10 protein-coding genes are annotated in these 15,002 nt (G+C 40.2%); 2 read left to right on the forward strand and 8 right to left on the reverse strand.

The window, feature by feature from the left end; all coding sequences use genetic code 11:
* Positions 1-35: 35 nt before the first annotated feature.
* On the forward strand, positions 36-1,256 hold the full coding sequence (locus tag D1164_RS08285) for an alanine dehydrogenase (protein WP_206610960.1): 1,221 nt from the start codon (positions 36-38) through the stop codon (positions 1,254-1,256).
* Here D1164_RS08285 and pulA read toward each other — a convergent pair.
* The 8 genes from pulA to D1164_RS08325 form a co-directional block, all read right to left on the reverse strand.
* Positions 1,253-3,187 carry a type I pullulanase gene (gene pulA, locus D1164_RS08290; RefSeq protein ID WP_119349491.1) on the reverse strand — a complete coding sequence of 645 codons (1,935 nt, stop codon included), beginning with the start codon at positions 3,185-3,187 and terminating at the stop codon, positions 1,253-1,255. The two genes, D1164_RS08285 and pulA, sit on opposite strands and share 4 nt — an antisense overlap.
* Complete coding sequence (locus D1164_RS08295) at positions 3,187-3,726, reverse strand: hypothetical protein (protein ID WP_147372101.1); 540 nt, start codon at positions 3,724-3,726, stop codon at positions 3,187-3,189. The genes pulA and D1164_RS08295 overlap by 1 nt, the downstream gene beginning before the upstream one ends.
* Positions 3,727-3,885: 159 nt before the next feature.
* Positions 3,886-4,323, reverse strand: a complete 438-nt coding sequence (locus tag D1164_RS08300; protein WP_119349493.1) for a DUF4395 domain-containing protein — start codon at positions 4,321-4,323, stop codon at positions 3,886-3,888.
* A 669-nt stretch (positions 4,324-4,992) separates the two neighbouring features.
* On the reverse strand, positions 4,993-5,748 hold the full coding sequence (locus tag D1164_RS08305; RefSeq protein ID WP_119349494.1) for a LytR/AlgR family response regulator transcription factor: 756 nt from the start codon (positions 5,746-5,748) through the stop codon (positions 4,993-4,995).
* A 140-nt stretch (positions 5,749-5,888) separates the two neighbouring features.
* Positions 5,889-7,130, reverse strand: coding sequence for a TlpA family protein disulfide reductase (locus D1164_RS08310; protein WP_119349495.1), 1,242 nt, complete (start codon positions 7,128-7,130; stop codon positions 5,889-5,891).
* A gap of 162 nt (positions 7,131-7,292) precedes the next feature.
* The gene (locus tag D1164_RS08315; RefSeq protein WP_119349496.1) at positions 7,293-9,899 is read right to left on the reverse strand and encodes a M56 family metallopeptidase; all 2,607 of its coding nucleotides are present in this window, start codon (positions 9,897-9,899) and stop codon (positions 7,293-7,295) included.
* Entirely contained in the window at positions 9,899-10,258 is a 360-nt protein-coding gene (locus D1164_RS08320; protein ID WP_119349497.1) for a BlaI/MecI/CopY family transcriptional regulator, read from the reverse strand. Before D1164_RS08320 ends, D1164_RS08315 begins: the two co-directional genes overlap by 1 nt.
* Before the next feature lie 189 nt (positions 10,259-10,447).
* Positions 10,448-13,510 carry a sensor histidine kinase gene (locus D1164_RS08325; RefSeq protein WP_119349498.1) on the reverse strand — a complete coding sequence of 1,021 codons (3,063 nt, stop codon included), beginning with the start codon at positions 13,508-13,510 and terminating at the stop codon, positions 10,448-10,450.
* Between the two features lie 551 nt (positions 13,511-14,061).
* Here D1164_RS08325 and D1164_RS08335 point away from each other — a divergent pair.
* Positions 14,062-14,835: a helix-turn-helix domain-containing protein gene (locus D1164_RS08335; RefSeq protein ID WP_119349500.1), complete on the forward strand. Its 774-nt coding sequence runs from the start codon at positions 14,062-14,064 to the stop codon at positions 14,833-14,835.
* Positions 14,836-15,002: the final 167 nt, after the last annotated feature.

Genomic DNA, 15,002 nt, shown 5'->3' on the forward strand with positions numbered 1-15,002 from the left:
TGTTGTGCTAATTTACTGGTTAAAAACGATTGATTATGCCTACCCGTGAAGGAACAAAAGAGAATATGTCGGTTTCCAAGCCAATGCTGATGCCCCAGGAAGAAATGCTTGAAATAAAAAGCAGGGGGCAAAAAATGAAAATCGGGATTCCGTCCGATTATTCAAAAGTGGAATACCGGGTGCCCCTGACTCCTCAGGCGGTTGATTTGCTGACTTCTTACGGGCACGAGATTTTTATTGAAAAGGATGCGGGAAAAATGTCCAGTTACACCGATAAGGAGTACCGCGCAGCAGGGGCTGTGATTGTAGATAAAAAAGAAGAGGTATATCAGTGCGATATTGTTTTGGGTGTAGCGCCTTTTGGCAGTGAGGAAATTGATTTGCTTCGCGGGAACCAGGCGGTACTTTCCAATATGCAGATCCAGGCACATAACAGCAAGTCGATTCAAAAACTGATTCAAAAGAAGGTAACTGCCATTGCCTTTGAGAGTATAGAAAATGAACAGGGATTTTTGCCTATCGTGCATCAGATGAGCCAGATTGCAGGGGCCACATCCGTTACGTTGGCCAGTGAATACCTGAGTAATGCCCACAATGGAAAGGGTGTGCTTTTTGGTGAGGTGACAGGCATTACTCCTGCCGAGCTCGTTATAATCGGAACCAGTACTGCTGCCGAGTATGCTGCCCGTGCAGCCCTCAGCCTGGGGGTGCTGGTGAAAGTTTTTGATACCTCGGTTTACGATTTAAGTAAGCTGGAGGAAAAACTGGGCCGCCGGATTTTTACTTCTGTCTTTTATCCGAAAGTGTTACGCAAAGCGCTCATTTCTGCCGATGCCGTGATTGGGGCCATGCAGTTCAATACCACTCCAAAGTTCAAGGTGTCTGAAGATTTGGTGAAACAGATGAAGGAAGGTTCAGTTATTATCGATCTGAATGCCAGTCAGGGAGGTTGTTTTGAAACGACCAAATGTACTGATTTACATAACCCCACGTACATTAAGCATGGCGTGGTGCATTACTGTGTGCCGAACACACAGGCCATTGTGGCCCGCACGGCATCCATTTCCCTCAGTAACATTCTCATTCCTATTCTTCTGGCAATTGGCGAAAGCGGCGGGGTACATAACTACATTAAAAACTCCAAAGGGTTCCGGAAGGGAGTTTATATTTACCACGGTATTTTGACCAATCCCGAAGTGGGGCGGCTGTTTAACCTTTCGGCAAAAGATATCGATTTACTGCTGGCCGTCTTCTAATTTTCTGCTTTAACCAGAATCGTCATTGAAATAGCCTCTACTTTTACTTCAGCGGTTATCATTTCGTCTATTCCCTCTTCGCTGAAATGGTCATTTTGTACCATTATACGGAAATTTCCTTCAGGAAGGGGAATGGAAACAGGCTCCCGGTTCCCGTTAAAAATAAGAACAATATTTTTCCACGGATCGCCCGAGGGGTCTCCGTCAATGCAGTAAGATACCACGCCTGTTTTATAATCCGTACAAAAATGAATGTAATTTTGAATCCGGCTTGTTTCCTTCATCCGAAAGGCTGGATGATTTTTCCGAAGTTGAATCAGTTTTTGATAATATTCAAAGACATCGGAATATTCTTTTTTGCGGCTCCAGTCGATTTGATTTACCGGGTCGGGCGATTTGTACGAATTTCCGTTGCCTCCTTTCGTACGGCAAAATTCCATCCCGGCGTGCAAAAACGGAATTCCCTGCGAAGTAAGTACCAGCGCTCCCGCCAGTTTTACCATTTTTCGCATTTTTTCGTCGCTTGCTTTGGGAATGCTTAATTTCAATTTGTCCCACAACGTGTAATTGTCGTGGCAAGAAACATAATTGATGCATTGTCCAGGCAGGGCAGCCCATGGTTTTTTGGAGGTTTCCACATAGTCGTAAACAATTTGCGGGTGCTGCACTGCAGCAACAATGCCAAATTTTACTGCCTCCTCCCTTAAATCGAGGCCGCTTACAAACCCTTTTGATTTTTTGAGGCCGTGATTCCCTTTCAGTGCGTCACGGAAATCATCATTAAAAGCAGCAATCCCGGGCATCCTGGATGTGTTTTGTTTCAGGGCCCTGTGTTCTTCGGGCATGGGACTTTGGTCGGCAGCCCACCCCTCACCGTAAAGTAACAGTCCGGGTAATTCGGCCCGAATGGATTTCATCGTTTCCAGATCATATACTCCCATTAAATCAAAACGGAATCCGTCAATGTGAAACTCTTCGGCCCAGTATTTCAAAGAATCGATGATGTACTTCCGTACCATGGTGCGCTCGGTGGCCATTTCGTTGCCGCAGCCCGAAGCATTGGCAAATGTCCCGTCGGATTTCTGCCTGTAAAAGTAGCCGGGCACGGTTTGATTAAAAACAGATTCTTTGGTAAAATAAGTGTGGTTGTATACCACATCGAGAATTACTCCGATTCCTGCCGAGTGGAGCGACTGTACCAATGTTTTGAACTCTTTTATCCTTACGGTACCATCGTAAGGGTCGCTGGAGTATGAGCCTTCCAAAGCATTGTAATGCAGCGGGTCGTATCCCCAATTGTATTTTTCCTTTGGTTTTTCTTCATCTACGGTAAAAAAGTCGTTTACCGGCAACAGATGAACATGCGTTACTCCCAGTTCTTTCAGGTGCGCCAGACCGGTTGCCAATCCTTCCGGCGACTTTGTTCCCTCTTCGGTAAATCCTAAATATCTTCCTTTATGCTGAATGCCTGATGATTCGGCAATGGTAAAATCGCGTACATGGGTTTCGTATATTACCGCGTCGGTAAAATGGCTCAATTCCGGTTTTTTGTCTGCTTCCCAACCCTTCGGATTGGTTTTTGCCGGATTGAAAATGATGCCGCGTAACCCATTTACCCCCACACAACGGGTGTAAATATCCGGGGTTTCTTCCAGCCACTCACCGTCGTTTACCCGGAAGGTATAAAATTTCCCTTCATAATCTCCGGTAAGGATGGTTGACCAGGTTCCGTCATTGCCTGACTGAAGCTGCGTTTTGTGAAAAGCTTCACCGGTTTTTCCGTCTTTGTATAATCTGAACTCCACTGTTTTAGCCGTGGGCGCCCAAATTTTTACCGATGTTTTTTCTGGGGCCCAGAAAACGCCCAGATCTTTCTCGTCGGAAGAAGGATAGGTAGAAAAATCGATATGGTTAAATTTCCAGTCTCTCATTAAAGATTAAATAATGTTTTGCGCAATAACACCTGCCGGCTTCCCAGCTTTTTCCCTTTAGCTTCTGAAACAATCACCTTTACTTTAGGTAACCTTTTGAGGGTTTTGTCGAAGCCGTAAAAACGGTTTAAGTCGATATTCAGTGTGTGGCTTTGCCCCTTCATCAGGTACAGCGGGTAAAACCAGTTATTTTGCGTTCCTTTCAGTTTGAATTTTCTTTTCAGCCAAATACTGCTGAATACCAGCAGCGGAGTGTCTATGTCCACATCGGTATTGCCTGTGTTGGTAATGGTAAGCTCCAGGGTATCGGGGTAGTACAGGCGATCTTTCATCAGCTCTACCGTTACTTTCTTTTTTTTGAACAACGGTTTTTTTACAAACCCTGATATTTTAAATGTTCCAAACAGAAACATTGCTGCCAAAGCTACCGCCACAATCAGTATCCAGACCAGTTTGTGCCCTTCCGGCCCAATTTCATTCTGAGCCAAAATACGCTCAGAAAAAGCCAGCAAAAAAAATGTTGTAAGCGCATGCTTCATTTTCTCAGAATTTGATGCAAAAGTAGCAGAATTTTTGGGTTGAATCAGCTTAAATAACGACAGCCCGGACAATTAACCGGGCTGTCTTGTCAAATCTGATTCTTTCAGGTAGTTATGAACAGATTTTCCCTCTTGATTTATTTTGTCATGGCATTATATTTATTTATAGAGAGGTAGAACCAGAAAAGTATAAATGATACAACCCAGGCAAATGTTGAAAGCAAATTCCAGCAATGCGCAAAATATCAGAACGCCGGCAACAATCATGGACGCAGTATAGAGCTGCAATAAAAACAGAGTGGCAACCATCAGTGTCATGATGAATCCCAGCCGGGCAGCAAAAATCTTGGGCGCTTTGTCAGTGGGCTTGTTGTTTAGGTTTAGCAGTCGGGCCAAACCTGCACTGGCAACACTCAGCGGACTGAACTTTGATTTGGTAAATGCCCGAACGTAAAAATCTGCCAGTAATACAAGCGGAAATAAAACGGAATTGAATACAAAACCGGCAATAACGAGCATTATGGTGAAAAATGCATTCAGCCGGGTCAGGCTTTCATTTACCTGTTCGTTTGATATAGGACATACAATTTGCTTCATATCTGAATACTCTTTTATTACTTTTCCTGTTTAAAATTTCAAATTAAATATAAAAACGTCTTTTTGTCTCATAGTGACTTAAGAACCTTTCTTTTCCTGATAAAAATTTAATACAGTACTCATCATTTAACATTTTTCGGATTATATAATTCATAAAAAAGGCCCTTCCGTTGTGGAAGAGCCTTTTAACCAAGTTCGTTAATATCCTATCTCTTCCACAAAGTAAAAGCAGAACACATACAAGCCATGTTGTATGTTGCTGTACTATTATTTGCGAAAGAATTTTGCATCTTTTTGTCTTTTGTTGAGGACAAATATAAATATAGTTTTAAAAAATGCAAGCGGAAATGCGGTAAAGTTTATCGAAGAGGTATTATGTGGTAACGTTTTATGTTCAGGGATAATCATGTAAATTTATTGTTATCAGGAGCTTATGTGAATCAAGAGTTGATATTAGCTGATTGTCAATAATTCAAACCACTCCGTGGTTGCGTCTTTACTCCGCATTGCCCTCCCCCGAGCTTCGCACGGGGCTATTTTTGTTTATGTCCTTCGGACATTTCTTTATCCCGAAAGGGATTAAACAATAATAGCCACGGGCTTTACCCGTGATAATAAAGCGGATATGAGAAGAACCCCAAAGTGGGTTCAACCTTTGATTCGTATTACTTATTGTTTTTTGTGGCTGCGTTTTAGTTGTTCCAGCACGTTTTCTTTTCTTCTTCGTGAAACAGGAATATGTTCGTTGTTGGAAAGTTTCACACTGTTTTCCGTTTTTATATATGATTTTACGTGTTTCAGGTTGACAAGGTGGGTTTTGTGTGTTCGTGCGAACCCGAATTCCTGCAGCAGATCTTCGAATTCCACCAGTGTTTTGGCGACCAGCATGTGGTTGCCGTTTTCAAAATAGATGTGCGTATAATTTCCTTCTCCCTGGCAGCGGATAATTTTGTGTACTTCGGAAAATTGGATTTGGTCGCCGTCGGGCAAGCCAATGCGTGGCGATCCGGGCTGAAAAAGGTTGTGGTAAAGTTGTTTCATCCTAACGTTTTTCTGCTTTTGCAGGATGCGCTCGGCTACTTTTTTTACAGCGGCTTTCAGGTCATTGTGGTTAACAGGTTTCAGGATATAGTCGGCGGCAGAAAAGCGGATGGCTTTGATAGCGTAGTTGTCGTAAGCCGTAACAAAAATGACCTCAAAGCTGAAATTTTGTAAATGTTCCAGCAGTCGAAACCCATTGGCACGGGGCATTTCAATATCAAGAAAAACCAGATCGGGCGGTTGTTCCCGGATGAGTGAAAGCGCTGCCTCTACCGAATCTGCCTCTCCCAAAAGACTGACTTCGGGGCAGAATTCCCGGAGGATTCCGGCCAGGTTTTCACGTCCGTGCTTTTCGTCGTCAACAATAATGGATTTAATTTGCATTTTATTTTTTCAATAGGATGGATATTTCCCTCTTTTTGTTTTTGCATCTGTTTGAATAGGTTCAAAGGGATTATAAGTTATCAACAAAGTTAAGTGTTAAAAAAAGAAAGGCAATAGTGTGTTAATTCTGTTGTCATAATCTAGTTTGTCAATTCGGTTAGTAAACTGGTTATGTTTTTTTCTATGGTACTATTATATCCTTGAAAATTCATAAGTACATTTCCTTCGGGGGAAATGATGATAAAATTCGGGTAACTGGACACTTTATAAAGTTCACCAATATGAGGTGCTGAGTAGAGTATGGTTGATTCCAGGTTATTTTTTCGGGCAAATTCCGATATCCCTTCCTTTTTATCTATTTCGCTGCTAAAGATGCTCACCAGGGCAATTTTTTCATTATCCCTGAATTTCTCTTCAAGCCTGTTCATCATTTCACCTGCTTCAATACAATGCCCACACCAGGTGGCAGTAAATTCAAGGAGTACGTATTTACCCAGTAAATTTTTGTTCGATAACATTGTGTCTTCGTTTAAAACCGGCAGGCTCCAATCCGGAGCTTTCTTCCCCACCAGATTCCCCGGGTTTTTAACTTCGTAATTTTGATTGGCCTCCTGCCATTTTTTTGGTAATAAGTTTTCTTCACTAAAAAAACCGGGGTCAAGATGTGGATTAACGTTGGTTTGAATAAAATGAGCTGTTTGAAATTGACTGATTGAACTGCTTTTTAGAACCCGGTGATAATATACCGGGAATAATGCATTTTTATCGAAACACAGGTCATAGGTTATTTGGGCATGTGAACTACCCATATCCAGATTAAACGAATCAGGGGGTGATTCACTTTTCCCCGGAGTTAAAATAAAACGCAGACATGGATTATTGTTGATGGAAGTATCCGGTTTCTGTTGTATAATGCTGGTTTCATTGTTCAGTATTTCATTTATTTTGTCGGCAATTTGATATGGAGTAACAAAATACAACTGGTGGTTATGATGGACAGCAGGAATCATTTTGTCACCCAATTTTCTGTCGATAAATGCATGGGGTTTTTCTTTTTGGCTGATTTTTTCAATTTTGCCTTTATAAGACCTGTAAATAGTACTATTGAAGAATATTGAAAATTCGCTAAATACGTCCCCTGGGTTTTTGAAGTAATAATAAAACCCACACAAGGTATCCGCAGGTTCTTTTTTTGTGACTATGGTTGATTCAATGGTCATCGGATCTCCATAAGGAAAGGAAAAAGTATAAGAGCATTTGGATTCATACGTTTGATAATTGCTTAATTCATCAGCAATTTTTTTCAGGGTATTTTCGGCCTGTGAAAGTGCAGGGAAACAAAATGTTTGTAACAGGAGAATCAAAATTATTGATTTTTTCATCGGCTTTTTGTTTTATAATTAAACCACTTATAAGTTTTATTATTAAAGCAGAACCTGGTCTTGATGCATCGTAAATTTCCCCCTTATTTTAGTGTTAAAAAGATAGGGAAATTCTGAGACTTTACCTTCAATTTGAAACCTTCAGTTTGGTTAGCAAAGGTGTTACTGTAATATAAACTTCACTGTTATACCAACCGTTTTTCCTTTGAATTTAGCAATATCGAGCTTTGGAATTTTATGGATTACGCGTTTGGTTTCATCTGTAAATAGCTGTTCTTCTATTTTTTGAGCTTCTTCAACAGCGTTTTTTGATCCATACCCCGTTGACACAGGTTTGTTGATCTTGTAACCGACAACAACAATTTCATCCAGGGTAAAATCAGTTGCTAATGGCTCGTCAGTGAGGACAGATATTTTTCCTTTCGTATCAATTTTAACAGATAAATTGACTGTTTCTTCCAGGTTTGATTTGTGGGCTAATACGGGATATTTAATCTCTTTTGCAATAAATCTTCTGAGCTGTATTTCAGTATATATTCCTACTGGCTTCATCGTAACCTCGATAACACCATTTTCCCCTTTTTTACCATACCTCTCAGTAGCTTGCTCATCCTTCAAAACGTTTATTGATTGTATGTCTCCCGGATTAATAAGATCGAGTGATTTGTATTCGGTAACCATTCCGTCTACCACGATGAGGGGAGTTTTTGTTTTTGAATATCCTGTTTCGCTGGTCAGTGTATTTGTTTTTGTTGTTATTTCAACAGCTCCGTGTTTTGCTTTGTTTCCATATTTTTGGGTTGCTTCCTCTTTTGACAACTCCTTCATTTTTTGAAGTTGCTTCGGGTAAATATATACAGATGGCTTTTTGTTTTTTAGGAAAACTTCTTCGCCATCAATAATATACAGTTTCTTGTTTTGTTTAGGCAGCGTGGTTTTTATTTCGATAAATCCATTCTTTGCCAATTCTTTACGCCTGATATCGATATTTGTGTTTCTTTTATACCGAATACTTTTAATTATGGCTGAATTGTAAAGATTGGAAATATCATTAGCATTGTGCAGCGTTTCATATCCGTCCTGTATGACAATCGGCTCTTTGCCTTCCGGATATTTCTCAATGCCTGCATTATCCAGAATTTTTTCCCATTTCTTTATTTCTGTTGTTTTATCCGGGATGGTAGGGTTTTTCTCGGATTCCATTGTTACCAGTAGTTCTTTACTCCCATCCCAGGCAAATTCTTTTTTTAGGTAACCTTCACGGAGAAATTCGAAAAATATATCTGAATCTTCTGCCTTAATAATAAAATCTCCCTTTGTATTAGAAACGGTACCTGATTTAACACCATTGACGGTAAAAAAAATAGTTGCCCCTGGTATGGGTTTCCGTCCATCAAACGAAATGACCTTCCCTTTAATCTCAGTCTGCCCGGCATTCGGGTGCAGGCTCGGTTTATTTCCTGTTTTGGTTTCAATCATTACAACTCCGTTTTTGCCTTTTTCGCCGTAAAACATTGTGGCAGTTGGAGCTTTTAAAACATCAATACGTTTAATATCATTTGTGTTAAAATCTTTAATGTCGCCCTGGTATTCCCTTCCATCAATAATAAACAGTCTGTTATCGAGCTTAAAGCTTATATCTGTTTTTTTTGTGATGCTAGTATCTGGTTCGTGCCTTCGATACCTATTCTCTGAAAGAATCATTGTTTCTTCGGTATCGGCCTGGATAGTATAATTATCTTTTGCTCCGGGAATGGATTCAGTCTGCGTTTCCTTATTCGAAACGATTATATTTTCTGCGGGGGTATTCTTCTCCTTGTTTGTTTGTTTGGAAGCAGTCGTTTCATTTTGAAATTCTGAATGTGCGGTAGTGCTTTCGTTTTGGTAATTTATTTCTGTTTTAATTTCCCTGTTCGCAAGTCCCATAACCAAAACAGCCAGCAATGGTAAAGCAATAAGTTGTTTTACAAGCGCAAACCGGTTTTTTGTTTTCTTCTTCATCATGATGATACGATTTTTAAGTTGAGACCCATTTAAAGCGGTGAGAAAAGGTGCCACACCCTCTTTGCCGGCCAGCGCTACCATGGCCATTTGGTAGGTTTGGGCATTGGTGGTTTTTGCAATCTCGTGGTCGGTTTTGTACTCAATGTTATTTCTTACCGCGTTTTTTAGCAGCCAGGTAAACGGATTAAACCACTGCAGGAGGAATAGGATTTCGGTAAATAGAATATCAAGCGTATGTTTTTCTTTCACATGAATTTTTTCGTGTGCTACGATTATTTCCAGGTGAGGATTGAAAAGTGTATTTTCTGAGATGACGATTTTGCTGAAAAAAGAAAAGGGGTGAACGTCTTTTTCTGTAATGTTTACCTGGGTATTTAGCAGTTGCTGTGTCCGGCTTTTTTTTATGATTCGGATTGCTTTATAATGCCCCAGCAGCAGGTGAAACAGAAAAACGGCTGTTCCCAGAATGTACAGGCCAAACAGATAGTGGTGCCATTCTGCTTTAAATGGCGGGAGGGGAGTTCCTACCGGCTGAATGGTTTCGGGGAGGAAAGAATATCCATTTGATACAGTTGCTACCGGGTCAATATATTGTACGGTTGTAAAAGTTATGAGCGGGATAACAAAACTAAGCGCCAGGGAAACCGGCAAATAAATACGATTAAAAACAAACTGTTTCCGGTTTTGAAACAACACCAGGTAAGCCAGAAAAAATGCACTGGCTGCAACAGCTGCCTTTCCGATATAGAAAAGATAACTTTCCATCACTTTTCATCTTTAATTATTTTTATCAGCTCTTCCAGTTCTTCGGGCGAAAGGCCTTTTTCTTTTACAAAGAAGGCCACAGCACTCTTGTACGAGTTGTCGAAATAATCACTAACGATTTGTTTCATGAACGATTTCCGGTATTCTTCTTTAGAGATCAGTGGAAAATATTCGTATGTGTTTCCATACTGCTTGTAGCCTACAATCCCTTTTTCCTGGAGTAACCTTACAAGGGAAGATATGGTATTGTAATGAGGCTTCGGCTTTGGATATTTTTCAATGATGTCTTTTACAAAAGCTTTTTCGAGTTTCCAGAGGATTTTCATGAGTTCCTCTTCTTTGCGGGTGAGTTTTTTCATGATGCAGATTTTAAAATTTCAGACACAAGTATCAGTGCAATCTAATTTTGAAACAAATCTACAACTGGTTTTTCAGTTATGCAACTGATTTTTTAGTTTTTTAACTGTTGAACCCGTTTTTTTGTCTGATAAAGATTGATTTCAGGCAAGTTATTCCTTACGGTACTTTGCTGGCTTTGTGAGGGCTGCCTACCGTTCCTCCGGTACCAGGATTTCCACTTTTGTTCCGGTTGCCCCGTTTTTACTCAGGTCAGTGATTTGCAGCCGGTATTTCTCTCCTTGCTTTTGTTGTAAAATCTCTAACCGTTCCTGTATCAGTTTCGAACTTTTCTCGTTTTTGGAAGTAGCCAGCTTTTGCGCTGCTTCCTGCCCGATTCCGTTGTCTTCAATAATTATCTCAATCCCCTCTTTCTGTTCACTGTTTACTGAAAACTTTTCACTTCTTCTCACCACTTCAATCCTTAACTTTTTGTTATCCGGTTTGTTGTGCAATCCGTGAATCACGGCATTTTCAGCAAATGGCTGCAGAAGCATTGACGGCACCAGCGTATTGTGGGGGTCGATCCCTTCATTCAATTTAATTTGAAAATCAAAGTCGAACCGCAGTTTTTCCAGGTTGAGGTATTGCTTTACGGTTTCGAGTTCTTCAGCCAGTGAAACCTCTTCCTTTTCGGAGTTTTGCAGCACTTTGCGGATGAGCCCGGCAAAGTCGGCCAAATACAAATGGGCCTCGCGGCCCTTGTTCTGCTGTACCAGGTTTTGTACCGAGTTCAGGCAGTTAAACAGAAAGTGGGGATTCATTTGAGAGCGGATGGCCGTTAGCTCCAGTTCACGTAACCGGCGTTGCTGCTGTTCTTTTCGGAACCGCTGCCGGATGCGCCATCGCCATAAAACAAAAATCAGAAAAGAAATAAAAAGAAGACTTCCCAGGATAATAATGATGGTGATGAGTTGCGATTTATCGGGATTCTCCTTTTTTGTCATCAGACTGTGTTTCGCCAGGTTCATGGCATCTACGGGGTTCTCGCCAAAACCAATACGCATTCCGTCTTTATCGTAAGCTATAAAATGGTGATAGTCTTTTTTGAAAATATCGCGAAACTGCTGCTGGCGATTTGTCATAAAAAGTTGATGTGCCACCGGTTCTGCCCGTTTAATATAGTCCTGCCACTCCTTAAGGTTGCTGCCTTGCATAACCAGTACAAAATTAATTTCGGGATTTTCTTTGGCCAGATCATCCCAAAAATAGCGTTCACTGTCCCAGGTATGGTTGATATAAAATACCGTGGGTTTTTCTCCGAAAAAGTCTACAAAGTAAACCGGTTGACCATCAGTATTAAAAAACTGCGTTTCAGGTACGTAATTTTCGTTTTGCCATTTGATGTGATTTTCCAAAAGAACTTCAATGGCGCCGGCAAATTCCCGGTTATTTACCAGACGCAACATCAGGTCGAAATACCTGGTAATTTCATCCTGGATAATTCGTTGATCTTTCGACGAGGTATCTAGTGTATTCATCTTTTCCTGCAAAAGGATTTCGGCAAGCTGGCTGTAAAGGGCATGCCCGGCTAAAACGGTTTTGGTAATCTCTATCTTTTTGGGTAGATCGTCGAAATAGCGCCATCCTGAAGGCATCGGAGCGGTTAATTGGTAGAGGGTTCTTAAATTGCCGATTTTGTTAATTTCCCCCAAATGGTAATCCATTAATGTTCCGGCCAGTTGCCGGGAGTGAATGCCGTAATCGTTATAATTCAGGTGCAGGGAAAATTCATTTACAAGGTTTTCCAGATACGTGTAGTCCACTTCATCGTGCTCCGGGAAATGGGGTCTGCCCATGGGCAGATTCATTCTTTTTTTCATGGTTAAATAATGAACGGCCCCGGATAAAAGAAAGTTTTTTAACTCGGTTGTAAGAAAATCGTAAACAGTTTCCGGTATTCTGTTTTTATATTCTTCAAAAAAGGAACCGGAGTTTATTAAGACTCTATAAAAGTCAGCATATTTTGTTTTGCTGAGATGCCAGTAGAAATTATTAAAATTGAAACCCTGGCCAAATAATTTATATTCTTTGCAGAAATCGTAAATCAGCGTGGAGGCATGGCTGTTATCTCCTGAAATTTTTACATCCCATGGAAGTGTATCTCCTGTGACATTAAAATGGATCCGGTTTCCCGGTTCGGCATAAAAACCCAGAATGGATACCTCTTCTACTCTGTTATCCTGTCCGAATTGAATATAACCCAAACCGGAATGCTTTAACTCTGTCTCCAATTGGAAAGTATTGTTTTCATCCAGAAAAGCTGTTTCCAGGTAAAGACTTGTCCCGAACGGATCACGCAAAATACCAACAATCACTTTTTTGTTTTTCGGATTTTCAATTTTTCCGGAAATCACCAACCGGTTTTCCGGAATATTCTTAACTGATTTTAGGTTGACGCTTTTTTCAATGTAAAAAAGATGATACGATTTGCCAAAAGCCCACAGTCCGTATTTGGCTGAATCGATTTCTGTAGTACTGTATTCGTTTAAAATTTTTTTCTCTGTGTTACAGGAAAACTGCCTGCTGTGCAAACCCGGTTCCTCTTTTTTTCTGGTTTGTTTTAAAAAAAACAACGAATCGGCAGCGGTAATATGTTCTTCAAATTTGGAAAGTTCAATTCTTTCGCCATTGTGTTGCCGTTTGGAAATTTGGTAAACCGATTGTAAGAGCCGTGTGATTTGGGGAATGCCCTTGGTGTTAAAATCAGAAGTGTGCTTGTCAACCGCTTTTTCTTCGAAGCCTTTTCGTTCGAGTAGCCTGCTTATTTCCGAAAGTACCTCAACCCGGTTTTGTAGTTTCAGTTCCATGGTCTCCCGGTCAAAACTATATTGATAGTCTGTCCACGGGAGTAGTTCCTCCCAAAAATTGTCGTATCGGTTGTCGTAAAATCCGTCTTTAAATGCAGGGAACCGGTAATCTTTAAACCAGACAGGTTTAAATTCAGACTTGTCAGCCATGTTTTCAATCACTGAAACCATCAGGTACTCCTTATTTTCAGGTTGTATGGTCACGCATTTTATTTTCAGGCTTTTCTTTTTGAAATAATCGGTAAAACGTTTGTGGTTTTCTGTTAGGATATATCTCGATTCAGTAAACTCATAAATGTATTCTTTTCCGTTTTCCGGGTGCAATACAATTTTTTCGTTCTGTGCCTGCAAGTTTATATTCAGAAGAAAAAAGATTATAGAAAAAATGAAAGTTTCTCTTTTCATGCCTTTTGGAAATTGGTTAATCCAAAGTTGGTGGAAAAACCGGAAAAATAAAAGAGAAAATTATTAAACGGTGGAATTGGGTTATTAAACGGAAATTTTTAATTCTCTCTTCGTGATCCTTTGTGTTTCCTTTGTGGTTCTCCGTGGTTGACTCTTCTCTTTTTACCACAGAGTACGCAGAGAAGTCGCAGAGAACCACAGAGGGTGTATTGGTAACCCAGGTATTCCTTTTGTTTTAAATATTCAGTACCAAAGACGGAGTTCGTTTTTTTTGTTGAGTATTGGAAATTTTTACTTTTCTCCAGGCAATATCCAATGTAGAACACTCAATACTGAATATCCAAAGGAGTTTGTTCTTTTGATTATTGGGAGTTGGTTATTGGATTATTGGAAATTTTGTTGTTTTTTCAGGAAATAGGAAATTATCACACATCTGCTGTGACCTGGAAAAATAATATAAGATGTATAGGTACGTTTTTATTAATGAAAATTTCTATGAGGAATCCGGGGCACTTAAATATAAAAGGCTACACAAAAAACAGTAAGAAGCGATGGAGTATCGGGAAATAGCACCCTGTAACGAACTTAAAGACTTTATCAGTCATTATTGGGTGGGTACTTGGGATACAAATAAGCAAGCACCTACTGAGCTATACTATATTACTGCCAGTAGTTTAACCGAAATTACTTTCGCCTTTAGCGGTTCTGGGAAACACGATGAGTTACTTTTTTCTATCGTGCAGGGACATACTCAGATCCCTTTGCAATCCCCTGTTCGTGAATTCTATCATTTGATTGGTGTTTCTCTTTATTCGTATGCTATCCCTTCACTGTTTAACCTTTCATCTTTTGAATTAAATCAGGAGTTTATTCCTTTAACAACTTTTCTGGGCAAAGATGGCAGCGTACTTAATGAAGAAATGGCGTTGGCAGAAACTACAGAACAACGTGTTGAAATTCTTAGCTGCTATTTCAAATCTCTATTGAAAAATCGTAAAATAGTGGATACGCGGATGATAAGAGCCATCCAGGAGGTGAAAAGAAATAATGGCAATCCTAAAATAATAGATCTGGCGGTTAATTCCTTTCTCTCTCAAAAACAGTTTAATAGACGCTTCAAAGAATTTTCCGGTTTCAACCCCAAAGTTTATGCGAGAATTATCCGTCTTGAATCTGCCATAAAGAGCTACCCGAATTTTCGTAACTTAACGGAGTTAGCGCATAACATTGGATATTACGACCAGGCCCATTTTATCCGGGAGTTTAAAGAGTTAACGGGCTTTAGTCCGAGAGAATTCTGGAAGTTGAGTGAGGATAAAAGCTAAAATGTCTATTTTTTTTACCACAGAGGGCACAGAGAAGCCGCAGAGAACCACAGAGGTTGGTGCATATACTTTGCGCTAATGTTTTTTAAAGAAATATCCAATGTAGAACACTCAATATTGAATACCCAAAGACGGAGTTTGTTCCTCGTTGATTATTGGGGTTTGTC

The sequence above is a fragment of the Mariniphaga sediminis genome (assembly GCF_003573545.1).
GTDB lineage: Bacteria > Bacteroidota > Bacteroidia > Bacteroidales > Prolixibacteraceae > Mariniphaga > Mariniphaga sediminis.

What these genes read in the sequence shown, in the direction of transcription:
- D1164_RS08285 (WP_206610960.1), top strand. Translation starts at nt 36, where the DNA reads ATGCCTACCCGTGAAGGAACAAAAGAGAATATGTCGGTTTCCAAGCCA.
- D1164_RS08295 (WP_147372101.1), bottom strand. Translation starts at nt 3,726, where the DNA reads ATGAAGCATGCGCTTACAACATTTTTTTTGCTGGCTTTTTCTGAGCGT.
- D1164_RS08310 (WP_119349495.1), bottom strand. Translation starts at nt 7,130, where the DNA reads ATGAAAAAATCAATAATTTTGATTCTCCTGTTACAAACATTTTGTTTC.
- D1164_RS08335 (WP_119349500.1), top strand. Translation starts at nt 14,062, where the DNA reads ATGGAGTATCGGGAAATAGCACCCTGTAACGAACTTAAAGACTTTATC.
- D1164_RS08300 (WP_119349493.1), bottom strand. Translation starts at nt 4,323, where the DNA reads ATGAAGCAAATTGTATGTCCTATATCAAACGAACAGGTAAATGAAAGC.
- D1164_RS08325 (WP_119349498.1), bottom strand. Translation starts at nt 13,510, where the DNA reads ATGAAAAGAGAAACTTTCATTTTTTCTATAATCTTTTTTCTTCTGAAT.
- pulA (WP_119349491.1), bottom strand. Translation starts at nt 3,187, where the DNA reads ATGAGAGACTGGAAATTTAACCATATCGATTTTTCTACCTATCCTTCT.
- D1164_RS08305 (WP_119349494.1), bottom strand. Translation starts at nt 5,748, where the DNA reads ATGCAAATTAAATCCATTATTGTTGACGACGAAAAGCACGGACGTGAA.
- D1164_RS08315 (WP_119349496.1), bottom strand. Translation starts at nt 9,899, where the DNA reads ATGGAAAGTTATCTTTTCTATATCGGAAAGGCAGCTGTTGCAGCCAGT.
- D1164_RS08320 (WP_119349497.1), bottom strand. Translation starts at nt 10,258, where the DNA reads ATGAAAAAACTCACCCGCAAAGAAGAGGAACTCATGAAAATCCTCTGG.